Origin of the sequence: Methylobacterium sp. Leaf111 (assembly GCF_001423285.1) — a bacterium.
In the GTDB taxonomy this organism is placed as follows: Bacteria; Pseudomonadota; Alphaproteobacteria; order Rhizobiales; family Beijerinckiaceae; genus Methylobacterium.
Genome location: NZ_LMNE01000012.1, coordinates 35,925 through 59,855, shown reverse-complemented (window position 1 = coordinate 59,855; position 23,931 = coordinate 35,925). Strand labels below are relative to the sequence as shown.

At 69.0% G+C, this 23,931-nt stretch carries 16 protein-coding genes; 5 read left to right on the top strand and 11 right to left on the bottom strand.

The annotated features are described in order from the left end of the window. Positions 1 to 4: 4 nt before the first annotated feature. From ASF41_RS09425 to ASF41_RS09415, 3 genes are all read right to left on the bottom strand, one after another. Positions 5 to 2,431, bottom strand: coding sequence for an MASE4 domain-containing protein (locus tag ASF41_RS09425; RefSeq protein ID WP_056492686.1), 2,427 nt, complete (start codon positions 2,429 to 2,431; stop codon positions 5 to 7). Between the two features lie 190 nt (positions 2,432 to 2,621). Then, positions 2,622 to 3,347: an SDR family NAD(P)-dependent oxidoreductase gene (locus ASF41_RS09420; RefSeq protein ID WP_056492683.1), complete on the bottom strand. Its 726-nt coding sequence runs from the start codon at positions 3,345 to 3,347 to the stop codon at positions 2,622 to 2,624. Between the two features lie 75 nt (positions 3,348 to 3,422). Beyond that, a complete protein-coding gene (locus ASF41_RS09415) occupies positions 3,423 to 7,169 on the bottom strand; it encodes a vitamin B12-dependent ribonucleotide reductase (protein ID WP_056492680.1) in 3,747 nt (1,248 codons plus the stop codon). A 496-nt stretch (positions 7,170 to 7,665) separates the two neighbouring features. Here ASF41_RS09415 and ASF41_RS09410 point away from each other — a divergent pair, with 496 nt between their 5' ends. Both ASF41_RS09410 and ASF41_RS09405 read left to right on the top strand, forming a co-directional pair. Beyond that, positions 7,666 to 8,082 (top strand): NADH:ubiquinone oxidoreductase subunit NDUFA12, encoded by a 417-nt coding sequence (locus ASF41_RS09410; RefSeq protein WP_056492677.1) that lies wholly within the window; start codon positions 7,666 to 7,668, stop codon positions 8,080 to 8,082. Positions 8,083 to 8,222: 140 nt separating this feature from the next. Then, the gene (locus ASF41_RS09405; protein WP_244472658.1) at positions 8,223 to 8,864 is read left to right on the top strand and encodes a DUF2155 domain-containing protein; all 642 of its coding nucleotides are present in this window, start codon (positions 8,223 to 8,225) and stop codon (positions 8,862 to 8,864) included. A 16-nt stretch (positions 8,865 to 8,880) separates the two neighbouring features. Here the strand turns inward: ASF41_RS09405 and aat are convergent, their stop codons facing one another. The 6 genes from aat to ASF41_RS09375 all read right to left on the bottom strand — a co-directional run bounded on the left by aat (position 8,881) and on the right by ASF41_RS09375 (position 13,630). Then, complete coding sequence (aat, locus tag ASF41_RS09400) at positions 8,881 to 9,549, bottom strand: leucyl/phenylalanyl-tRNA--protein transferase (protein WP_056492674.1); 669 nt, start codon at positions 9,547 to 9,549, stop codon at positions 8,881 to 8,883. Between the two features lie 123 nt (positions 9,550 to 9,672). Then, complete coding sequence (locus ASF41_RS09395) at positions 9,673 to 10,005, bottom strand: hypothetical protein (RefSeq protein ID WP_056492671.1); 333 nt, start codon at positions 10,003 to 10,005, stop codon at positions 9,673 to 9,675. A gap of 436 nt (positions 10,006 to 10,441) precedes the next feature. After that, on the bottom strand, positions 10,442 to 10,750 hold the full coding sequence (locus tag ASF41_RS09390) for a hypothetical protein (RefSeq protein WP_056492667.1): 309 nt from the start codon (positions 10,748 to 10,750) through the stop codon (positions 10,442 to 10,444). Positions 10,751 to 10,850: 100 nt separating this feature from the next. After that, complete coding sequence (gene accC / locus ASF41_RS09385; protein WP_056492664.1) at positions 10,851 to 12,215, bottom strand: acetyl-CoA carboxylase biotin carboxylase subunit; 1,365 nt, start codon at positions 12,213 to 12,215, stop codon at positions 10,851 to 10,853. 14 nt (positions 12,216 to 12,229) lie between these two features. Further along, positions 12,230 to 12,715, bottom strand: a complete 486-nt coding sequence (gene accB / locus ASF41_RS09380; RefSeq protein WP_056214026.1) for an acetyl-CoA carboxylase biotin carboxyl carrier protein — start codon at positions 12,713 to 12,715, stop codon at positions 12,230 to 12,232. Positions 12,716 to 12,841: 126 nt separating this feature from the next. Next, positions 12,842 to 13,630, bottom strand: coding sequence for a DsbA family protein (locus ASF41_RS09375; RefSeq protein WP_056274531.1), 789 nt, complete (start codon positions 13,628 to 13,630; stop codon positions 12,842 to 12,844). A gap of 164 nt (positions 13,631 to 13,794) precedes the next feature. Here ASF41_RS09375 and ASF41_RS09370 point away from each other — a divergent pair, with 164 nt between their 5' ends. Then, complete coding sequence (locus tag ASF41_RS09370) at positions 13,795 to 14,973, top strand: pyridoxal phosphate-dependent aminotransferase (protein ID WP_056493022.1); 1,179 nt, start codon at positions 13,795 to 13,797, stop codon at positions 14,971 to 14,973. A 58-nt stretch (positions 14,974 to 15,031) separates the two neighbouring features. Here the strand turns inward: ASF41_RS09370 and ASF41_RS09365 are convergent, their stop codons facing one another. After that, the gene (locus tag ASF41_RS09365; RefSeq protein WP_056492661.1) at positions 15,032 to 18,124 is read right to left on the bottom strand and encodes a ribonuclease E/G; all 3,093 of its coding nucleotides are present in this window, start codon (positions 18,122 to 18,124) and stop codon (positions 15,032 to 15,034) included. A gap of 794 nt (positions 18,125 to 18,918) precedes the next feature. Here ASF41_RS09365 and ASF41_RS09355 point away from each other — a divergent pair. Further along, on the top strand, positions 18,919 to 20,202 hold the full coding sequence (locus tag ASF41_RS09355; RefSeq protein ID WP_056492658.1) for an N-acetylmuramoyl-L-alanine amidase: 1,284 nt from the start codon (positions 18,919 to 18,921) through the stop codon (positions 20,200 to 20,202). Between the two features lie 235 nt (positions 20,203 to 20,437). After that, positions 20,438 to 22,870, top strand: a complete 2,433-nt coding sequence (locus tag ASF41_RS09350) for a penicillin-binding protein 1A (protein ID WP_056492654.1) — start codon at positions 20,438 to 20,440, stop codon at positions 22,868 to 22,870. A 72-nt stretch (positions 22,871 to 22,942) separates the two neighbouring features. On the opposite strand, the gene ASF41_RS09345 is transcribed toward ASF41_RS09350, so the two are convergent. Beyond that, entirely contained in the window at positions 22,943 to 23,923 is a 981-nt protein-coding gene (locus ASF41_RS09345; RefSeq protein WP_082504223.1) for an alginate O-acetyltransferase AlgX-related protein, read from the bottom strand. Between the last annotated feature and the right edge of the window lie 8 nt (positions 23,924 to 23,931).

Sequence of the window (23,931 nt, the reverse complement as noted above, 5' to 3'; positions counted from 1 at the left end):
GACGTCAGCGTCCGACCATCACCAGACGCAGCTTGTCGGCGAGATCCTCGCGCCGGTAGGGCTTGCTGAGGAGCGGCAGGTCGACGGGAACGCCCTGCTCGCCGAGGGCCGAGCCGGTATAGCCCGAGGCGAGCAGCACCCGCAGACCGGGACGCAGGGCCCGGGCGTGGGTCGCAAGCTCGACGCCGTTCATCCCGCCGGGCATGACCACGTCGGAGAACAGGATGTCGATGCGCTCCGGTCCCTTGAGGCGTTCCAGCGCCTCGGCCGCATGGGTGGCGGTGAGGGTCCGGTAGCCGAGTTCCGACAGGCTCTCCACCGCCATCTCCAGCACGGCGGCCTCGTCCTCGACCACCAGGACGACCTCGCCCTCCGCGGCCCGACGCAGCGGCAGAAGCCCGTCCGTCCGGGCGGCCTGCACGACCGGCTCGGCCGAGCGCGGCAGGTCGATGGTGATGCTGGTGCCCTGGCCCGGCGCGCTCGCGACCCGGACCTGCCCGCCGCCCTGGCGCGCGAAGCCGTAGACCTGGCTCAGACCGAGCCCGGTGCCTTTCCCGACATCCTTGGTGGTGAAGAACGGCTCGAAGGCGCGGGCGGCCGTGGCCGCATCCATGCCGAGGCCGGTATCGCTGACCGTGACGCGGACGTAATCGCCGAGGGACAGATCGGGCCAGGCCGCCCGGCGCTCCGGGGTGAGGGACAGGTTCTCGGTCCGGATCGTCAGGGTGCCGCCACTCGGCATGGCGTCGCGGGCATTCACCGCGAGGTTCAGGATGGCGCTCTCGAACTGCCCGGGATCGAGGCGGACGGGATCGAGGGCCGCGTCGAGGTCGAGGACGATGTCGACGGTCTCGCCGACCGCGCGCTGCAGCAGGCCCTGGAAGTCCTTGATGAGGTGGTTGGGATTGACGGTCTCGGGTCGCAGGACCTGCCGGCGCGAGAACGACAGGAGCTTCTCGGTGACCTCGGCTCCGCGCCGGGCCGCCGTCATCGCCGAGGTCGCCAGCCGCTCGACCCGCTGGGCGTTGTCGGGCCGGCGCACGATCATGTCGAGGTTTCCGACGATGACCGTGAGGAGGTTGTTGAAGTCGTGGGCGACGCCACCCGTGAGCTGGCCGATCGCCTCCATCTTCTGCGCCTGGCTGAGGCGCTGCTCGGCCTCGTGCCGATCGGTGGTGTCGATGACCACGCCGGCCATGCTGGCGGGGGTTCCATCCGGGTCCCGATAGAGCCGGCCGCGCACGTCGATCCAGCGCTCGGCACCGTCCCCGGCCCGAGTGATTCGACACTGGAAACAGAGGGTGTTCTCCACCTGCGCCCGCGCCATGGCGGCTTCCGCCAGCGCCCGGTCGTCAACGACCACATGCCCCAGGAAGTCGGCGAGGCCCCAGCGCGGAAGCAGGCTGTCGTAGCCGAAGATGCGGTCGTGCCGCAGCGTGCGAACGGAGGCCCCGGTCCGGAGGTCGAGGGTCCAGTTGCCCATATCCGCGGCCTCGAGGGCGATCGCGACGTTGTCGCGGGCAATCTCGAGCTCGGCCCGCTGGCGCTCGCTCTGGACGGCGGCCGCCTCCGCGGCGCCGTAGAGGACGTCGACCTCGCGCAGGTAGACGGCCAGGACGACGATGCCGGCCGCCAGGGCCTCCAGCCGCCCTGCGAACCAGCCCACCGTACCCCGGGCGGCGCCCGGCAGGGTGATGAGGTTGTCGAAGACGAGGAGCAGCAGCGAAACCGCGAGCCAAAGCTGCAGCACGGTGCCCAGGCGCGTGCGCCAGCACAGGGTCGCAAGGGCCGCCACCGTGAGGAGCACCACGGCCGGACCGACTCCCGACGTGGTCAGCAGCCAGTAATTGTCGCCCTCGACGCTGCGGGGCAGATAGTCGACGTAGGCGACGACGATCCAGCTCAGCCCACCGGCGACGGCTGCGACGGCCAGGGCGGTGAGGCCGCCGACGGCCCCGACCCGGGCGCGCGGCACGAGGCGCGGGCGCCGGTCGCCCTCCATGATCGCGTAGGGCAGGGCGAAGAGCGGCGGCCCCACATGCCATAGGGTCCAGAGCCAGGTCGTGGTGCCCGGCCCCGAGCCGATGATCCGTCCCGGTCCGAACAGGCCCGGGAAGCTGAGGAGTTGAACCGCGACGATGAGTGTCGTGAACAGGCTGCCGGCGGCGAGAACCAGCAGCGGCACCGACCGGGTGCGCCGGTATTGCGCGAAGAAAAGGCAGGTTGTGACCGCGTAGACCGTGATCAGCGCGGCTTGGTAGCTCGGGACGAATCCCGGCATCGCGCCCATCGGCTCCGCCACGATGGGCAGGAGGGCGAGCGTCAGAAGCCCGAAGGCGGCGGCGACCGCAACCGCGAATCGCCTTTGCGAGGGGGTCGTCCCGGCATCCGCCAAGGTCGAGAGGCCTGGAGGGCCAGCGCAGTCCGGCACGATGTGGCTCCCGGCCGCGCGCCGACGGCGGATCGCCCCGCCGACAGGACCTGCTTCGGTCTAGCACCATCCTCGCCGGGGCGACATCGTTCGTCCGCCATCGGACGTTCCTGCCTCATCCGTATGGTTCGCGCCGTTGCCGGGGAGCGACATCGGTCCTTCCGGTCCCCATGCGACGCCCGGAACCGGATCAGGCGGTAACGCGGCGTCCATCCCAGGCAAAGACCCCGCCCGTATCCTCCGGCCCGAGCCCCTCGATCACCCGCAGCAGGTGCGCCGCGCTCGTCTCGGGGGTGAACAGACCGGGGGTGTTGGGGTCCGGTCGGAAGGGTTCGGACAGGGCCGTGGTCACGGTGCCGGGATGCAGGCCCGCCACGATCGCATCGGGGTGGGTGCGTCGTGCCTCGATCGCAAGGGTGCGCAGGATCTGATTCAGGGCCGCCTTCGACGCGCGGTAGGCGTACCAGCCACCGAGACGATTGTCGGAGATCGAGCCGACCCGCGCCGACAGCGCGGCGAAGACGCTGCGCCCGGCGCGCGGCATCAGGGGCAGGAAGTGCTTGGCCGCCAGGGCCGGACCGATCGCGTTCACCGCGAAGACCGCGGCCATGGCCGCCGGATCCAGGGTCCGGATCGCCTTCTCGGGCGCGACGCCCGGGCCGTGCAGGAGGCCCGTGGCCACGAGGACGAGGCCCACCGGACCGTGGCGCGCGACGCGCTCCGCCGCGATACGGACGGACGCCTCATCGGTCAGGTCGATCGGTCCCACCGCCGCGGGCCCAGCCTCGACGGTCCCCGACCGCGAGAGGGCGAAGACCGATCCGTAGGTCCCCCGGCCCACGAGGCCGGCGACGAGGGCCCGGCCGATCCCGCCGGAGGCGCCGATCACCACGGCGTTGGGCGGCGAGGCAGACATGGATGGGTTCCGTTCCCGTCACGCGAAACGGCCGCGCGATGGGGACCGCGCGGCCGTTCCGAAGGTTCCCGAGACTTACGAGCAGCCGGTCGTCGAGCCGCAGGTGTCGCACTTCAGGCAGGTGCCGTTCCGGACGAGCGTGAAGTTCGCGCATTCCGGGCAGGCTTCGCCGACGTAGCCCTTCATCTTCGCCTCGGCGCGGCGATCGGAGACCGTGCGCTCGGGCTTGATCGGGTCGGGCTTGGCGAAGGGCAAGGCGTTGACCAGGGCCTCGGCCTGGCCGGCCTGGACCGGCTCGGCCTTCAAAGCCGTGGCACCGCGCAGCGCATGGACCACGCCGCCGGCGGGGGTGGTCTGGCCGGAGGTCGCCGCGCCGACACCGACGGTGCCGCCGGCGGGTCCGCCCTGAATCAGGGTGAGCCGGTCGGCCGAGCCACGCAGGAGGCCGCGGGAGACGACGCTGGAGGCGGTGGCTTCCGTCCGGCCGGGCTCGCGGGTGGTGTCGGTCTCGCCGCCGCCGATCACCGTGCCTCCGATCTCGGACGGGTTGACGTGGGCCAGATCCGCGCGGCCGAGGTAGGACACGGCGAGTTCGCGGAAGACGTAGTCGAGGAGCGAAGTCGCGTTCTTGATCGCGTCGTTGCCTTGCACGAAGCCCGCGGGTTCGAAGCGGGTGAAAGTGAAGGCCTCGACGTATTCCTCCAGCGGCACGCCGTACTGGAGCCCAAGCGAGATCGCGATGGCGAAGTTGTTCATCAGGCTGCGGAAGGTGGCGCCTTCCTTGTGCATGTCGATGAAGATCTCGCCGAGGCGACCGTCATCGTACTCGCCGGTCCGCAGGTAGACCTTGTGCCCGCCAACGACCGCCTTCTGGGTGTAGCCCTTTCGACGATGGGGCATCTTCTCGCGGGAGCGGATGCGCTCGACGCGCTCGATCACCCGCTCGACGATCTTCTCCGCGACCTGCGCGGCCTTGGCGGCGGCCGGGGCCGCGATCAGCGCCTCGACCAAGTCCTCGGCGTCGTCGTCCTCGTCGGCGATCAGGGCCGAGTTCAGGGGCTGCGAGAGCTTCGAGCCGTCGCGGTAGAGCGCGTTGGCCTTGAGGGCCAGGGTCCAGGACAGCTTGTAGGCGTTCTTGCAATCCTCGACCGTCGCGTCGTTGGGCATGTTGATGGTCTTGGAGATGGCGCCCGAGATGAAGGGCTGCGCCGCCGCCATCATGCGGATGTGGCTCTCCACCGAGAGGTAGCGCTTGCCGATGCGGCCGCACGGGTTGGCGCAATCGAACACCGCGTAGTGTTCCGGCTTGAGGAAGGGGGCACCCTCCAGGGTCATCGCACCGCAGATGTGGGTGTTGGCCGCTTCGATGTCCTTTTTCGAATAGCCCAGGAAGGGCAGGATCTCGAAGGTCGGATCGGCAAGCTTCTCGGCCGGAACCTTGAGCACGTCCTTCAGGAAGTCGTCGCCCAGGGTCCAGCGGTTGAACACGAACTTGATGTCGAAGGCCGACTTCAGGCCCGCCTCCACCGCCGCGAGCTTGTCGTCGGTGAAGCCCTTTGCGCGGAGCGACCCGGGGTTGATCGCCGGCGCCTGGCCCATCGAGCCGTGGCCGACCGCGTAGGCCTCGATCTCGGCGATCTCGGATTCCCGGTAGCCGAGGGTGCGCAGGGCATCCGGCACCGCGCGGTTGATGATCTTGAAGTAGCCGCCGCCAGCGAGCTTCTTGAACTTCACCAGGGCGAAGTCCGGCTCGATGCCGGTGGTGTCGCAATCCATCACGAGGCCGATCGTGCCGGTGGGCGCGATGACGGTCGCCTGGGCGTTGCGGTAGCCGTGCTCCTCGCCCAGCGCCAGGGCGCGGTCCCAGGCGTGCTTCGCCCGCTCGGCGATGTCGGCCTGGGGCACGTTGGCCAGATCGAGGGGCACCGGGGCGATCGAAAGGAACTCGTAGCCCTCCGCCTCGCCGTGGGCGGCGCGACGGTGGTTGCGGATCACCTTGAGCATGGCATCCGCGTTCTCCTCGTAGGCCGGGAAGGCCCCGAGTTCGCCGGCCATCTCGGCGGAGGTGGCGTAGGCCACGCCGGTCATGATCGCCGTGAGGGCGCCGGCCAGCGCACGACCCTTCTCGGAGTCGTAGGGCAGGCCCATGCTCATCAGCAGGCCGCCGATATTGGCGTAGCCCAGACCGAGGGTGCGGTAGCGGTACGAGAGCTCTGCGATCTCCTTCGAGGGGAACTGCGCCATCATCACCGAGATCTCGAGCACGACCGTCCAGAGGCGGTTGAGATGCTCGAAGGTCGCGACGTCGAAGTGGTTCGCGGCGCGGTCGTACATCGTCAGCAGGTTGGCCGAGGCCAAGTTGCAGGCGGTGTCGTCGAGGAACATGTATTCGGAGCACGGATTCGACGCCCGGATCCGGCCGCCCGCCGGGCAGGTGTGCCAGTCGTTCATCGTCGTGTTGAAGTGCAGGCCCGGATCGGCCGAGGCCCAGGCGGCCTCACCGATCTTTTCCCAAAGGTCGCGGGCCTTCACGGTCTTCGTGGTCTTGCCGGTGGTGCGGGCGGTGAGGTTCCAGTCGGCATCGGACTCGACCGCGCGCAGGAAGTCGTCGGTGAGGGAGACCGAGTTGTTGGAGTTCTGGCCGGCGACGGTGAGGTAGGCTTCCGAATCCCAGTCGGTGTCGTAGACGGGGAAGTCGATCTTGGTGAAGCCCTGGCGGGCGAACTGGATCACGCGCTTCGTGTAGGAATCCGGTACCGCGTCCTTGCGGGCGGCCTTGACGGCCTTCTTCAGGACGGGATTGCGCTCGGGGTCGAAGCAGGCATCGCCCTCGGCCTCGCACTGGGTGCAGGCTTTCATCACCGCGCTCAGGTGCTTGGAGACGATCTTGGAGCCTGTGACGAGGGCAGCGACCTTCTGCTCCTCCTTCACCTTCCAGTCGATGTACTGCTCGATATCCGGATGGTCGATGTCGACGATGACCATCTTGGCCGCGCGCCGGGTGGTGCCACCCGACTTGATCGCGCCCGCGGCCCGGTCGCCGATCTTGAGGAAGGACATCAGGCCGGAGGACTTGCCGCCGCCGCCGAGCTTCTCGTTCTCGCCGCGCAGCAGCGAGAAGTTCGAGCCGGTGCCCGAGCCGTACTTGAACAGGCGCGCCTCGCGGACCCAGAGGTCCATGATGCCGCCCTCGTTGACGAGGTCGTCCTGCACGCCCTGGATGAAGCAGGCATGCGGCTGCGGGTGCTCGTAGGACGAGGCGGACTTCGTCAGTTCACCGGTGCGGTAATCGACGTAGTAGTGCCCCTGCGCCGGGCCATCGATCCCGTAGGCCCAATGGAGGCCGGTATTGAACCATTGCGGCGAGTTCGGCGCCACCATCTGGCGGGCGAGCATGAAGCGCAGCTCGTCGAGGAAGGCCGAGGCGTCCGCCTCGGACGTGAAGTAACCGCCCTTCCAGCCCCAGTAGGTCCAGCAGCCGGCGAGACGGTCGAAGACCTGCGTCGACGAGATCTCGGAAACGTAGCGCTCGGCCTCGGGCAGCTCGGCCAGCGCGACGAGATCCGGCTCCGAACGCCACAGGAACGACGGCACGTCGTTCTCCTCGACCTTCTTCAGGGCCGCCGGTACGCCGGCCTTGCGGAAGTACTTCTGCGCGAGGACGTCGCTGGCCACCTGGGACCAGCTCTCCGGCACCTCGATCCCGTCGAGGCGGAAGACCGTGGAACCGTCCGGGTTGCGGATCTCGCTCAGGGTCTTGCGAAAAGGAATCGTCGCGTAAGGGGATTGTCCGGCCGTGGTATGGCGCCGTTCGAACCGCATGGAACCTGTCTCCCGAGCCGCCTGAAGAAGTGCGGCGCCGTGTCGAAGAATGATGAAGCCAAGCGTCCGCGAACGCCGCGAAGCGCCGGAATGGGTCTCGAAAATTCGGTGGTCCGCCGGTGACTCGACAGCCTCGGCGACGATCCGAAGGTATGCCAGCCCGGGGCCTCGCGTCAATAACTAGTGTGCCGGCTGCCTGTTCCGGGCTACATGTAGTGGGTCACATCTTAATCCTGTGGATATCGCGACCCGTTCCGTAAGTGCCCTTTTCGCTTGATGGATTCGGGAGCGAAAAATTTTCCACCCACAGGTGGTGCCACCCTCGCCGGTGGTGCCCGCAGGGTTAACGGCGCCGGGTGTGAGATTTCCGCCGCATCGGTCTCAGGCCCTTCGCCTCGCGGGCGCCGCCGCGCGGCTGGACTTCACGCATGCGCCTCACCATAGTCCGTTCCGGAACACGATGGCGGGGCGCAGGTGCCCCATTCAGGCGAACGCGATGGCTCTCAAGGACACGCTCCTGCGGATCTTCACCTGGTGGAACGGGCAGACGATGTCGCTCGCGCTCTACACGGCGCGCAGCGGGCAGCGCGTCGGCGCGGACGATCTCGGCAACGTCTACTACCGGGCGCAGGGGCCGCTGATCGACCGTTCCGTCGGCACCGAGCGGCGCTGGGTGGTCTATAACGGATATGCCGACGCCTCGAAGGTGCCCCCGGGCTGGCGCGCCTGGCTCTGTCACAACGGCGACGTACCCCCGAGCGAACAGGATTACACGCCGCGGGCCTGGCAGAAGCCCTACGTGGAGAACCTGACCGGCACCAGCGGCGCCTACCGCCCGCGCGGCTCGCAGTTGAATGTCGGCCAGCGCCCGGCCGCCACCGGCGACTACGTGCCCTGGAGCCCGGGCAGCTGAGGGCAGGCCCCTGGTCAGGGGCCGGCCCTTTTTCCACCAATCTTCGCGCGCTTAAGAAGACCTCGCATCGTCGCGCCCGCCCGGGGCGCCAGCGAGGAGGGTCGTCCGTGAGCCGCAGCACAGCAGGATCGTCTCGCTCCGTGGTCAAGCGCCTCCTCCTCGCGTCGGTCGCGATCGGCCTCTCCGGCCTCCCGGCCGCCGCCGACAAGATCAAGAACCCCACCGCGGTGTTCTCGGGCCTCGACAAGATCACCGGGCGCATCGTTTCCTTCGAAGTGGCGGTGGACGAGACCGTGCAGTTCGGCGCCCTGCAGCTGACGCCGCGGGTCTGCTACAGCCGCCCGCCGACCGAGAGCCCGAAGACCACGGGCTTCCTTGAGGTCGACGAGGTTACCCTCGACAACAAGTATCGCCGCATCTTCACCGGCTGGATGTTCGCTTCGAGCCCCGGCCTGCACGCCATCGAGCATCCGATCTACGATGTCTGGCTCGTCGATTGTAAGGGCGGCTCCGACGTGATCGCCGAGGCGCGCGAGCAGGAAGATGTGCCCGCCATGGCCTCGAAGCCGGAGAAGACCCGGCGTCCGAAGAGCGGCCAGGACGCTACCCGGACCGCCCAGCAGGTGAATCCGAACGGCCAGGTGGATGTGGAAGCGCCGCGCGGGGTGCCGGTCCAGCCCAGGCAGAAGCCCTCGCGCAAGTTCTTCCCGTCGAACGAGGGGCCGGCCCCGGCGCCGCCGCCGCAGCAGCCGCAGTCGCTGTTCGACGCCCTGTTCCGGTAGGATGCACCGACGCGCGTCAGCCGAGGGCTAACGCGTCCAAAACCTGTTGCCCGCGCACCGATCCGTCCCCGGGCCAGACGGTCCAGTCTGCCCGCTGGTCGATCGCCTCGGCCAAGCGCCGCTTGTAGATGTGGCGCGGGAGTTCCTCCGCGCCGAACTGCATCAAGTGGTCCGTCACGAACTGCGTGTCGGCGAGGCGGTAGCCGCCCGCGCGCAGACGGGCCACGAGATGCACCAGGGCGACCTTCGAGGCGTCGCGGACGGTGTGGAACATGCTCTCCCCGAAGAAGGCGGCTCCGAGGGAGACGCCGTAGAGGCCGCCGACCCGCTGGCCGTTGAGGAACACCTCCACCGTGTGGGCATGCCCGGCCTCGAAAAGGGCACCGTAGAGCTCGCGGATCCGGCCATTGATCCAGGTTCGCTGGGCGTCACCTCGCGGCGCGGCGCAGCCGGCGATGACCGCATCGAAATCCTGATCGGTTCGGACCTCGAACACGTCCGACCGCACGGTTCGCGCGAGACGCTTGGCGACATGGAAGGCGTCGAGGGGCAGGACGCCGCGCGCCCGTGGTTCAACCCAGTAGATGGCCGGATCGACGGCATCCTCCGCCATGGGAAAGATGCCGGCCGCATACGCCTTCAACAGGATCTCGGGCGTGATCTCGACGCGGTCGCCATCATACATGAGCGGAGTTTGAAGCGGTGCCACGTGGAAGGCCAGAGGGAGGCTCGCCGCACGGGGTGCCCGATTCACGAAAAAGGGCGGAACCTCCCGGTTCCGCCCTCGCATGCCAGACGGCGGGGATGCTCAGAAGTTCGGGCCGCCCGAGGTGGTGCCGAGATTCGGCACGATCCGATTCGGCTGCTCGGCGTTCCCGCCCTTCGCGGAATCCTCGAAGATCGCCTCGCGGTTGGTGGTGTAGGGCGCCTCGACCACCGAACCGGTCACGTCCATGTCGACGCGGCCATCGGCGTTGCGGTAGGCGCCGTAGGCCGACGGATTGTCGATCGGGACACGGGTGGTGTTGCCGGCCTGCGGAACGGCCCGCTCGGGCTGGCCGACATTGCCGGACGGAGACTGCGCCAGGGCGGCAGAGGCGATCAGGGAGGCGGCGACGAAGGTCAGGCTGAAGGTGCGCATCGGAATCTTTCGGGAAGTCGGTCGTTAAGAATTCGGTCTCCGGCGGAGCAGGTCGCTTCGGGGCTCGAAAGGCCCGCTCCGGCTCCGCCTGACTGATCTGGTGGAGGAAGTCGTGACGGATCAAAGCGTTCCGGCACTTCCTTCGCTGGCAATCGGTCGCAGGCGACGGGCCTGGAAAGTGTTGAGATCATTCCCAAGGAACGAGCGAACGTCGTCGCAACGGCTCAGATTGGGCCCATCCGCGAACGGAGCTCAGCCTAAAAGAGATGATCCGGATCAGCTTGAATCTCGTTCACGCGCAATTTGGTTGTGCGTGAACGCACATGGATGGTCGATGACTCGCCAGGGAACTGGACCGGCACGAAAAAGCCGGCCCGTTTCGGGGCCGGCTCGGGATCGAACAATCAGGGCAGACCCGCCGCAACGGGTTGTCTGATCAGCGAGCGGGGCCGCCGGACGTCGTACCTGTGTTCGGCACGCCGCGGTTGGTGTCGTTGGCATTGCCGCCCTTGGCCGAATCGACCGCGCCCGCGCCGGCGCTCATGCCGCGTTCGCCGGCCGGGGCCGTCGCTGCGCCCGGGACCGGCGCCATGTCGCGGGTCGAGGGGTTGTCGATCGGTCCGCGGGTGGTTCCACCAGCCTGCGGTAACGCCCGCTCGGGCTGGCCGACATTGCCGGAGGGCGATTGGGCGAGGGCGGGACCGGCGAGAAGGAGGCCGGCGAGAAGCGGGATGGTCAGGCGCACGCGGTGGGTATTCCTTGAAGGGCGGCCCGGCGGCAAGTCCCGCGATCGAGCCTAGGCAGATGCTGGAGAACGAATCTGCGCCGGCGCTGTTCCCCCCGGCTTACGGCGCCGACGGTTCGTCGAGGCCGCCATCGGCCAGGAACCCCTCGAGCCAATGGATGTCGTACTCTCCGTTCTGGACATCCGCATTGCGCACCAGGGTCCGGAACAGCGGCAGGGTGGTGTCGACACCGTCGACCACGAACTCGTCGAGGGCGCGGCGCAGGCGCATGAGGCACTCGTTGCGCGTGCGTCCGTGCACGATCAGCTTGCCGATCAGCGAGTCGTAGTTCGGCGGAATGCGATAGCCCTGGAACACGGCCGAATCCACGCGCACGCCGAGCCCGCCGGGCGGATGGAAATAGGTGATGAGCCCCGGCGAGGGACGGAAGGTCGCCGGATGCTCGGCATTGATGCGGCACTCGATGGCGTGCCCCTCGACCTTGATCTCGTCCTGCGTCATCGAGAGAGGCAGACCGGCGGCGACGCGGATCTGCTCGTTCACCAAGTCGATGCCGGTGATCATCTCGGTGACGGGATGCTCGACCTGAATGCGGGTGTTCATCTCGATGAAGTAGAACTTTCCATCCTCGTAGAGGAACTCCACCGTCCCGGCGCCGAGATATTGCAGGTCCTGCATCGCGCGGGCGCAGATGCCGCCGATCTCGGCGCGCATGTCGGCGTTGAGAGCCGGCGAGCCGCCTTCCTCCCAGACCTTCTGGTGCCGGCGCTGCAGGGAGCAGTCACGCTCGGCGAGGTGAACCGCGTTGCCGCGCCCGTCGCCAAGCACCTGAACCTCGATGTGTCGCGGCTTCTCCAGGTACTTCTCCAGGTAGACGGCATCGTCGCCGAAGGCCGCCTTGGCCTCGGTGCGGGCCATGCCGAGAGCCTGCTCCAAGTCGGCCTCGGACCTCGCGACCTTCATACCGCGGCCACCGCCGCCGGAAGCCGCCTTGACCAGGACCGGATAGCCGATCTCGGCGGCGATCCGCTTGGCTTCCTCGGGATCCTCCACGCTGCCCTCGGAGCCGGGCACGCAAGGGATTCCCAGGCGCTTGGCGGTCCGCTTGGCCTCGATCTTGTCGCCCATGATGCGGATGTGCTCCGCCTTGGGGCCGATGAAGCCAATGTTGTGGTGGGCCAGCACCTCGGCGAAGCGCGCATTCTCGGAGAGGAAGCCGTAGCCCGGGTGGACGGCGTCGGCCCCGGTGATCTCGCAAGCCGCGATGATCGAGGGAATGTTTAGATAGCTGTCGCGGGCCGCTGGCGGCCCGATGCAGACGCTCTCGTCGGCGAGGCGCACATGCATCGCATCCGCGTCGGCGGTGGAGTGGACCGCCACGGTGGCGATCCCGAGTTCCTTGGCCGCACGCAGGATGCGCAGGGCGATCTCGCCCCGGTTGGCAATCAGGATCTTATCGAACATGGGTGCGGCCCTGCTCACTCGATGACGAGGAGGGGTTCGCCGAACTCGACGGGCTGGCCGTCCTCGACGAAGACGGCGGTGACGGTGCCGGCGCGGGGCGCAACGATCTCGTTGAAGGTCTTCATCGCCTCGATGAGCAGGAGCTTGTCGCCCGCCTCGACCTTCGAGCCGACATCGACGAACAGCTTCGCCTCGGGCGAGGGCCGGCGATAGGCGGTACCCACCATGGGGGAGGGGACCGAGCCGGGATGGCCGGCACCGGCCTTGCGGTCGAGGCCGCCCCCGGGACCGGGGACCGGAAGCGGCGCGGCGACGGCGGCCATCGCGGGCACCGGGGCCGGCGCGGGAGCCGCGACCTGCACCTGAACCGCCTCGATGCGGCGGGCGACGCGGATGCGCAGATCCCCCTTCTCGACCTCGATCTCGCTGAGATCGGTCTCGTTGATGAGCTTGGCGAGCTCGCGGACGAGCTCCGGATCGAAGGGGTCGTTCTTGGACATCGGCTCCTTGGGCATCGGCTCGGTCGTCTTCAGGTCAGGCGGAGGGTGCGGCTAGGGTCGCTGGCGGATGCCATGGCCGGGCGGAACATGCCCGGCAGTGACGACTCGGGTCTGGACGTCGAGGGCTCAGCAGCTGGCGTGGCCGCACTGGCGCACATCGCTGATGGTCTTGCGGATCGGCTCGAGGCCGACCGCGCCGGGAATGATCTCGTCGCCGATGACGAAGGCGGGCGTGCCCGACAGGCCGAGCTTGTCGCCGAGGCCGACATTCTCGGACAGGGCGGCCTTCACCTCGGGGCCCTGCGCGTCCTTCATCAGGCGGGTGACGTCGAGGCCCATCTCCTTCGCCACGGCCACGGCGCGCTCGCCGTTCACCCGGCCCTTCGATTCCAGGAGCTTGGTATGGAATTCGAAGATCTTGTCGCCCTTGAGCTGCTGCTTGGCCGCGAGCGCGATCTTGCTGGCCTCCAGGGATTCGGCGCCGAGCACGGGGAAGTCCTTCAGGACGACGCGCAGCTTCGGGTCCCCCTTGATCAGGGCCTGGATGTCCGAGAGCGCCTTGCGGCAATACCCGCAATTGTAGTCGAAAAACTCGACCAGCGTGACGTCACCCGTGGGATTGCCCGCCACGACGCCGTGGGGCGAGTTGACCAGAGCCTCGCGGGATTCCTTCAGGGCCGCCGACTGGGCCAGCTTCTGGGTCTCCTGCTGCCGGCGCTCGCCCTCGGCGATCGCCTCCTGCAACACCTCGGGATTCTTGACGAGGTAATCCTTGATGATCCCCTCGATCGCCTGGCGCTGCGCATCCGTGAAGGCGGCGGCCGGGGCGGGCTGGCTCGGGGTGGTCTGAGCCACCGCGGCGCCGAGGGTGCCGGCCAGGATCGTGGCGGAGAGCAGGGAGCGGAAGAGGGGCATACGTCCTCGCGGGGCGGGACCGGTCAGACGTAGGCCGGCCATCGGGGGTCGTGTCGTCGATGCGACATGCGGTTAGCGGCCGGGTTAGGCGTTTTCGCGGCGGGCGGTCAATCACCGAATGCCAGGTTTGGCCCTCGCGCGGCGCAGCCGCTATGACGGAGCCGATGAGCCAGCCCCTGATCCTCTCTTCGAACCTGCCCTCCGAACGCGCGGCCCGCGTCGCCCCGTTCCTCGCCATGGACGTGATGTCGGCCGCCGCCGCCCGCGAGGCGCGCGGGGAGGCCGTCGTGCACATGGAGGTTGGGCAGCCCTCGGCACCGGCCCCGCGCGCGGTGATCGCGGCTGCACAGGCGGCTCTCGCGACCGGCGCACTGCCCTACACCCAGGCGCTCGGCCTCCCGGCCCTGCGCGAGCGCATCGCACGCCACTACGCCGAAACCTACGGGGTCGCGGTCCCACCGAGCCGGATCGTCGTGACGACCGGCTCTTCGGCCGGTTTCGTGCTCGCCTTCCTCGGCCTGTTCGATGCCGGCGCCCGCATCGCGGTTCCGCAACCGGGCTACCCGGCCTATCGCAGCCTCCTCAACGCCCTCGACCTCGTCCCGGCCCCCCTGGTGCTGCAGGAAGCGGACCGTTTCGCCCCCACCGGCGCCGCCCTCAAGGCGCTACACGAACGAGAGACCCTGTCCGGCATCCTCGTGATGAGCCCGGCCAACCCCTCCGGCACCGTGATCGAGCCGGCGCGCCTCGCCGACCTCTGTGCCACGGCCCGGGCGCTGGGGCTGCGCTTCATCTCCGACGAGATCTATCACGGGCTCGCCTACGGCGTGCCGACCGAGACGGCCCTGCGCTACGACGACGAAGCGATCGTCATCAACTCGTTCTCGAAGACCTGGTGCATGACGGGCTGGCGCATCGGCTGGATGGTGGTGCCGGACTGGCTCGCCCGGCCCGTCGAGCGGCTGGCGCAGAACCTCTACATCTCGGCGCCCTATCTCTCGCAGGTCGCGGCGCTGGCGGCCTTCGACGCCGTGGGCGAGGTCGAGGCGGTGCGCGCGGTCTACGCCGTCAACCGCGCCCTTCTCCTCGACGCCTTCCCGGGCCTTGGCCTGGGACGGACGCACCCGGCCGACGGGGCCTTCTACCTCTACGCCGACGTCTCGAACCTCACCGACGATTCGGTGGCATTCTGCCAGCGAATGCTCGACGAGGCAGGGGTCGCCGCGACTCCGGGACTCGATTTCGACGGCCAGGATGGCGGCCACCACGTCCGCTTCTCGTTCGCGGGCTCGCACGCCGATTGCGTCGATGCGGTGCGGCGCCTCAAGGCTTGGCTTCGCTGAAACGCAAAACGGGGCGGGCTCGACGCCCACCCCGCTCGTTCTGGCTAATGACGGACGATCACTCGCCGGTCAGGGCCGCCTTGGTCCGGGACCACCAGCCGGCCCGCTTCGGACGATCCGGATCGGACGGGGGCGTGAGCACCACCGCCACCGGCTCGGGCGCCGGCTTGGACGCAAGCACCGGCTCCGTCGTCTGGGCCGCTTCGGCCTCCGGCTCGACCGCCACTGGCGCTTCCAGGGCGACCGGCGCGGCCGTCTCGGAGGCCACGGGTGCCACCGCCTCGGACACCGCCGCGGCGCTCACCGGCTCCTCGCCGCCCAGGAAAGCGGACGGCGCGTCGGTTGCACCTTCATCGCCCTCCACCGAAGCGACCGGCCGATCGCCGAAGGCCTGCTCGTCACCGGTCCGGTGAGCGGAGTCCTGAGTTTCGGACTCGTCGCGCCCGGCTTCCTGGCCGACGGTTTCGCCATCGCGCCCGCGACCGTCACGGTCGCGCCCGCGGCCGCCGCGGCGACCCCGGCGGCGACGGCGGCCGCTGCCATCATCCTCGCCGGACGCAGGCGTCTCGGCCGACGCGACCGTCTCGTCGGCCTCGGCCTGCGCGGCGATGTCCTCGGACTCCTCGCCCTCGCCATCCTCGTCGCCCTCGGAGGCCGACTCGCCACCGATCTGCTCGCCCGCTTCGGTGCGACCGCCCCGCCGACGGCGACGGCGGCGACGTCCACCGCGGCCCTCGCCACCGTCGGCGGCCTTCTCACGGGTCTCTTCGGCCGGGGCGCCGGCCTCGGTCTCCTCGGTCTCGGCGTCGGAGACCTCCTCCTCGATCTCCGGATCGAAATCCTCCTCGGGCTCGAGGGCGGAGCTGATCGCCACGGCACGCACACCGGTCACCGGCCCCTCGGCACGGACCGCCGGCTCGCCACGTTCGAGCTGGAAGGCGGAGGTGGCGGCGAGGCGCTCATCGGCCGCGATGGTGAGGGAGACGCCGAAACGGACCTCCAGCTCGCGCAGGTGCGCCCGCTTCTGGTTCAGGATGTAGAGCGCCACCTCGGTGCGGGTGCGCAGGACGAGGTTGTGCGTCGTGCTCTTGAGGAGCGATTCCTCGATTGCCCGCAGGATCTGCAGCGCCACCGACGAGGTCGCCCGGACGTAGCCCGAGCCGCCGCAATGGGTGCAGGGCAGGGACGAGCTCTCCAGCATCCCGGTGCGGATGCGCTGGCGGCTCATCTCCAGGAGGCCGAAGGGCGAAATCCGGCCGACCTGGATGCGGGCGCGATCGTTCTTCAAGCACTCGTTGAGCTTCTTCTCCACGGCGCGGTTGTTGCGCTTCTCCTCCATGTCGATGAAGTCGATCACGACGAGGCCGGCAAGATCGCGCAGGCGCAGCTGGCGGGCGACCTCCTCGGCCGCCTCCAGGTTGGTGCGCAGGGCGGTGTCCTCGATGTCGTGCTCGCGGGTGGAGCGACCCGAGTTCACGTCGATGGAGACGAGGGCTTCCGTCGGGTTGATGACGAGGTAGCCGCCCGACTTCAGGGTGACGTGGGTGGAGAACATCGCGTCGAGCTGCTGCTCGACCCCGTAGCGCGCGAAGATCGGCGTCGCGTCCCGGTAGGGCTGCACGACCTTCGACTGACCGGGCATCAGCATGCGCATGAAGTCGCGCGCCTCCCGATAGGCCTCGTCGCCCGCCACCAGGATGTCGTCGATGTCCTTGTTATAGAGGTCGCGAATGGCGCGCTTGATGAGTGAGCCTTCCTCGTAGACCAGCGCCGGAGCGGAGGACGACAGCGTCAGCTCGCGGACGCTCTCCCACAGGCGCATCAGGTACTCGAAGTCGCGCTTGATCTCAGGCTTGGTGCGCGAGGCGCCGGCCGTGCGCAGGATGACGCCCATCCCTTCCGGCACCTCCAGGTCCTGGGCGACTTCCTTGAGGCGCTTGCGGTCGGCGGCCGAGGTGATCTTGCGGGAGATGCCACCGCCACGTCCGGTATTCGGCATGAGCACCGAGTAGCGCCCGGCTAGGGACAGGTAGGTGGTCAGCGCCGCGCCCTTGGTGCCGCGCTCTTCCTTGACGACCTGCACCAGGATGATCTGGCGGCGCTTGATGACCTCCTGGATCTTGTAGTGGCGACGATAGGTGCGCGGGCGCTCGGGGATCTCGGCCAGGGCATCGCCGCCGACCTGAGCGATCTTCTGCCGGCGCTCGCCGTCCTCGCCCTCGCTTTCCTCGTCGTCCTCGTCGTCGTCCTCATCGGAATCGTCGTCGTCATCCTCGGACTCGTCGTCCGAATCGTCGTCCTCCGAATCCTCGTCGCTCTCGTCCGCATCGTCCTCGTCGGGCTCCTCCTCGGACGTGGTCCCGGCGGCGGGCGCCGCGATGTCTGAGTCGGCCTCGCCCATGGGTGCGGCTTCGAGCGCCAACTCGGCCGCCGGCTCGACCGGCGCCTCGGCGGTGGCACCAGCAGACCCTGCGTCGTCGGAGAACGGGACGTCCGACGCCGCCGGCTCGTCGCCCTCGGAGCTCTCGCCGCTGGCAAGGGCCGCTTGCGGCAGGTCGGCGGATTCATCGCTGCCGGGCAGGATCGGCGGCGGCGCGTCGCCGAGGCCGCCCTCGAGCAGCGCGTCGGCGACGCCGATCGCCGGATCGCTGGCCGAAGTCTCGTCGACGGAGGTCTCGTCGAAGGAGGTCTCGTCGAAGGAGATCGGGTTGCCGTTGGCCTCGCCGGCAATCGGTGCGCCGACGTCCTCCGACGTCACCGTCTCGGACGTACGGGCCTTCTTGGCGGAGGTGCCGTCGCGACGACCGCGCGAGCGGCGGCGGGGCTTGCGCTCCTCGCGCTCCCGGTGCTCCTCGGCTTCGCGGGCCTCGTCCTCGAGCAGGGCCTGCCGGTCCGCGAGGGGGATCTGGTAGTAGTCCGGGTGGATCTCGCTGAAAGCGAGGAAGCCGTGGCGGTTGCCGCCGTACTCGATGAAGGCGGCCTGGAGCGAGGGCTCCACGCGCGTCACCTTGGCGAGGTAGATATTGCCGCGAAGCTGGCGCCTGTTGGCGGCCTCGAAGTCGAATTCCTCGACCCTAGACCCGTGAACCGTGACGACCCGGGTCTCCTCCGGGTGCATCGCGTCGATGAGCATCTTGTTGTTGTTGGCCATGACGAACTTTCGACATGGCGGTCGACGTCGTTCTCCTCGAACCGCGCGGTCCCGATGAGGCGCCGACCGGTCCGGGCGCGACGGCCCGGCGGATCGGTGCCCGTGACGACCCGGGGAAGGGGGTCGCGGAAGCTGTGGGGAAGGGATTGCCGCCAACCGCCGCTGGGCGCCGGATCTCGGCGCGCGTGGGGTTGATCCTGGCCAGGGGCGACGAGAAGGCGGCGCCACGCGAAACGCGCAGGCGTTGAACACGAGCAACGGCAACCGATGCTGTGTGTCCGCTCATTCTCTCCCTGACCTCGCGAAGACTGTATGGGCCCATCCGAGGACAGGCCGGCATGTGCAGAACGGTGCGGCGGCCGAAAAGGCCACCGAATGAACCGACTCCCACCCGGCCTTGCTGTGCCGCCATGTCTGACGCGGGGAACCGACTGCGAAGGCGATTCGACGCAATGCCGAACCGCGCCCGCGGGCCGCGGAGCAAACCGCACGGCACCGGGAAGGGGACCGTATCATTACAGAGCGTCGCGACGTTTTGGCAAGGTCCTTAATCTTTGATCTGCCGCTCTGACCTGACATCGCCGTGCCGAACCTCGGTAGGGGGATCGCCGCGGCCCGCGTCGTGGCGGGGGCTGTCGCCTCCGGGACACAAGGGGCGCCGAAGTGGAACGCGCCCCTTGAGGAACGGTTAACCATCCCGTCGGTATCCCGTAGTGGCTGGCTTACGCCATAGCCCGCTCGCGAGCCCGCTCCTCCGGGGCGTGCCCGTCCTCACGGGGATGATTGCCGGAACGATGCCGAGACGCGCCCGCCTTCTCCGCTCCGTCCTCCTCGCCCTGGCCTGCGCCGGAGCGAGCCCGTTCGCCGGGACCGGTGCACGGGCACAGGACACCGACAAGGCGCATGGGACCGCCTCGCCGGCGGCCGTCGCCATCGCGGCGGACCTCGCCACGAGCAACGGTACCACGAAGCTGACCCTGACCCTTTCGAAGGCCATCGAGGCGAAGGCCTTCGTGATGGAGCGTCCGGATCGGGCGGTGATCGATCTGGCGGAAGTGAACTTCCAGCTCGGGCCGGAGACGGGCCGGAAGCGCGACGGGGTGGTGGCCTCCTTCCGCTACGGGCTCTTCGCGCCGGGACGGTCGCGCATCGTCGTCGACCTCGCCCAACCGGCGACGGTGGGGCGGATCGAGACCGTGACGCGCTCGCGCGACGGCGCCGTGCTGCTCAGCATCGAGTTCCAGCGCAGCGATCGCGAGGGCTTCCGACGCGCTTCGGTGGCGAGCGATCCGGCACCGGCCCAGCGCAAGGTCGCGACCATCCCGGAATCGACGGACGCCCGCCCTCTGATCATGGTCGATGCCGGCCACGGCGGGACCGATCCCGGCGCCATCGCGGCCACCGGCGCCTTCGAGAAGGACATCGTGTTCGGCTTCGCCCAGGCCCTGGTGTCCCAGCTCGAAGCCGGCGGCCGGTACCGGGTGCGGATGACGCGGGACCGCGACGTCTTCGTGCCCCTCTCCGAGCGCGTCCGCCTCGCCCGCGAGGCGAAAGCCGACCTCTTCGTCTCGATCCATGCGGATTCGATCTCGTCGGCCCCGCAGGTGCGCGGCGCCACCATCTACACCGGCTCCGAGAAGGCCACCGACGCCGAATCGGCCAAGCTCGCCGAGCGCGAGAACCGCGCCGACGCGGCCGCCGGCACCGAATCGAACGAGGGTCCCGGCCATGTCGCCGACATCCTCCAGGAACTGACCCTGCGCGAGACCCGCACCTTCTCGTCGGGGTTCGCCAAGAGGCTGATGATTCATCTCGGGCCGGTCATGGAGATGAGCGCCAAGCCGCACCGCGAGGCCGGCTTCCAGGTTCTGCGCTCGCCCGATGTCCCCTCGGTGCTGGTGGAACTCGGCTACCTGTCCAGCAAGCACGACCTCGACCTGCTGCAGTCGGAGGGTTGGCGCGCCGAGGTGACCGGCGGCATGGCCAAGGCGATCGATGCGTTCTTCGGCAGCCGGACGTCGCTGACCCGTCCGCAGCCGCCCCGTCGCTCGGCCGCAATCGCCCCAGTTTCACCATAGAATGCGTGTGAAACCGGGGCTCACAGCGCTCCGGTCACACCGATGCCGATGGTCTCGGTCGGATTGATCGCGGCGCGCTTGAGCGAACGCCGCCGACAGCGTGGGCTCGACCGCATTTCACGCGGCGGGACTCTTGCATTTCGGAATGGGACACGGTCCGAGGAGGTACGCGCCATCGTGGCGGGTGCTCTCGCGGCCGGCCGGCGGCGATGGATCATCGACGGACGGGACCCGGATGCGCTTCATCCTTCGTTTCTTCGGCTTCCTGTTCAGCGTCGGCGCGATGGTCTTCGTGATCGCCGCCGCGGCGGCCGCGTTCTTCTACTGGAAATTCAGCCAGGACCTGCCGGATCACGCCGCGCTCGCCAATTACGAGCCGCCGGTGATGAGCCGCGTCCATGCGGCGGACGGCTCGCTGCTGGCCGAGTACGCCAGTGAGCGGCGGCTCTACCTCCCGATCCAGGCGATGCCCAAGATCGTCGTCGCGGCCTTCCTCTCGGCCGAGGACAAGAACTTCTACAAGCATGGCGGCGTCGACCCCGAGGGTCTCGTGCGCGCCGCGCTGACGAACTTCAAGAGCGGCAAGAAGCAGGGCGCCTCGACGATCACCCAGCAGGTCGCCAAGAACTTCCTCCTGTCCCCGGAGCAGACCTTCGAGCGCAAGGCCAAGGAGGCGCTGATCGCCTTCCGGATCGAGGCCGCCTACTCGAAGGACAAGATCCTCGAGCTCTACCTGAACGAGATCTTCCTCGGCACGATCGTGCCCGGGCGCAACCTGCACGGCGTCGCCGCAGCGGCACTCGATTACTTCGGCAAGTCGGTTCACGAACTCACGATCAACGAAGCGGCCTACCTCGCCGCCCTGCCGAAGGGGCCGAACAACTACCACCCCTACCGCCAGACCCAGAAGGCGCTTGATCGGCGCAACGAGATCATCGGCCTGATGGCCCAGAACGGGTACATCACCAAGGAAGAGGCCGAAGCGGCCCGCAAGATGCCCCTCGGCGTCAATCCGCGCGTCGCCTTCGCCAACGCCGCCAACGCCAACTACTTCACCGAAGAGGTCCGGCGCGAGATTGCCGAGCGCTACGGCGAGAAGAAGCTCTACGAAGGCGGCCTCTCCGTGCGCGCCACCCTGGACCCGAAGATGCAGTCCTGGGCCCGCAAGGCCCTGGTGGACGGTCTTGTTCGCTACGACCAGTCGCACGGCTGGCGCGGCGCGCAGGCCAAGGTCGACCTCGTCGGCCGCGACTGGGGCCTCGCCGTGGCCGAAGTGCCCGGTCTCGGCGACGTCGCGCCGTGGCGCCTCGCCGTGGTCCTGAACACCACCGGCGGCTCGGCCCAGATCGGCCTGCAGCCGCGCCGTGAAGCCTCCGGCCAGGTGTCAAAGGAGCGCGAGACCGGCACCATCACCGCCGAGGGCACCCGCTGGACCGGGCGCTCGCCCGCCGCGGCGCTCAACGCCGGCGACGTCGTCTACGTCGAGGCGACGGATACGAGCCGCAACCAGTACCGCCTGCGCCAGCGGCCCGAGGTCTCGGGCGCCATCGTGGCGATGGACCCCTATACCGGTCGCGTGCATGCGATGGTCGGCGGCTTCTCCTACGATGAGAGCCAGTTCAACCGGGCCACACAGGCGATGCGCCAGCCCGGCTCCTCCTTCAAGCCGATCGTCTACTCGGCGGCCCTGGACAACGGCTACACGCCGTCCTCCATCGTGCAGGATTCGCCGATCACCATCGAGGCGGGCCCCGGCCAGGAGGCCTGGACGCCCTCGAACTACGACGGCAAGTCCGGCGGTCCGCACACCCTGCGCTACGGCATCGAGCATTCGAAGAACCTGATGACGGTGCGGCTCGCCAAGGACGTCGGCATGCCGCTGATCGCGGAATATGCCCGCCGCTTCGGCGTCTACGACGACATGCTCCCGGTGCTGCCGATGTCGCTCGGCGCCGGCGAGACCACGGTGATGCGCATGGTCACCGCCTACTCGATGCTGGCCAATGGCGGCCGGCGCATCCGCCCGACCCTGATCGACCGCATCCAGGATCGCGTCGGCGAGACCATCTACAAGCACGACAACCGCAAGTGCCTCGGCTGCGACGCGGACAAGTGGTCGGGCCAGGACGAGCCCAAGCTCGTGGACGATTCCGAGCAGGTCCTCGACCCGCTGACCGCCTACCAGATGGTCTCGATCATGGAAGGCGTCGTCCAGCGCGGCACCGCCACCATCCTGAAGCAGGTCGGCAAGCCCCTGGCCGGCAAGACCGGGACGACCAACGATGCCAAGGACGCCTGGTTCGTCGGCTTCTCGCCGGACCTCGCGGTGGGCGTCTATCTCGGCTTCGACAAGCCGCGCTCCCTGGGCGACCGGGCCACCGGCGGCGGTCTCGCCGCCCCCATCGCCCTCGATTTCCTGAAGCAGGCGCTCAAGGACAAGCCGCCGACGCCGTTCCGCGTGCCCCCGGGCATCAAGCTGATCCGCGTCTCGGCCGCCTCCGGCATGCGCGCCGGCTCGGGCGAGGGTGGTGGTACCATCCTCGAGGCCTTCAAGCCCGGCACCGCCCCGCCCGACGCCTATGTTGCCGCGCCGGCACAATCCTCCAGCGCCCCGGCCGCGGTTCCGCCGGACGCAGATCGCGCCGCCCAGGCCGGCGGGCTCTACTAGGCCCGCACACCCATCGCGGACCGCCATCGATCGACATCGCGCCCCGGAGACATCTCCGGGGCGTTCGTCGTTTCAGCCTGCCCTACGCGCCAAGGCGAGATCCGCGAGCTTCTCGATGTTGAAGCCGGTCTGGGGCAGCTCGATCATGAAGCGCTCGGCGATCTCCGACACCACGAAATCCGGCTTCACCCGGGCGACGTAGCCCCAGTCGATGCTCGTCGACCACAGGACGTGAACCTCACGGAAGGTGTCGGCGAGGAGCGGCGTCAGGCTCCCCGTATGGGGGGTCGACGTGTGGTGGCCGTAGGAATCGGCGAACAGGACCAACCGGCGCGGGTCGGCCTCGCGCGAGTCGTTCCGGTAGACCACGTGGGCGCCGATATGCGCCGCCTGACCCCGGCCCTCCGCCTCGAAGGCCGTGACGAGCCTGTTGGCGTGGATGCGCCGCGCCGAGGTCTCGAACAGGCAGGACTCCACCGTCTCCCTGCGGATCGGATCGAACTTCAGGCCGAGATCGCCGGCATAGGGTGCGGGTGAGCCGATGCGGCGCCGGAGGATATCCTGGCGCGGAGCAAGACCGAGATGGCGGCAGATCTCGCCATAGGCGAGGAGATATCCGGCGAAGGTCCAGTGGCTGTCCGTCCGGCAATAGAGCGGCGCCTCGGCGGCACGCGCGCGAAACGGCCGTACGAGATCGATCCAGTGGCGCCGGGCCGGCGAGAGGCGGAGCCAGCGCTCCAGGCGCAGGACCGGCGCGCGCTCGGGGTCGAAGGCGAGCGCATCGGACGCCTGCGGATAGACCGTGAGCTTCTCCGGCGCCACCACGTGGGCGTAGCGGATGCCGAGGCCCGCGCAGCGCCGCACCCGCGCTTCCAGGATGCGGCGCCAGCGCCAGAGGATGGCGCGTGGCATCCCCGGATCGCGATACTGCCTCAGCACGGAATTGGTGCCGCCGATCAGGAACAGCCAGCCATCCCGGCCGACATGCACGTCCGGGTGATGGTCCGGCGCCGGAACACCGGGGGCGCGCGCGATGGTGAAACCCTCATTCATGGCGCGCT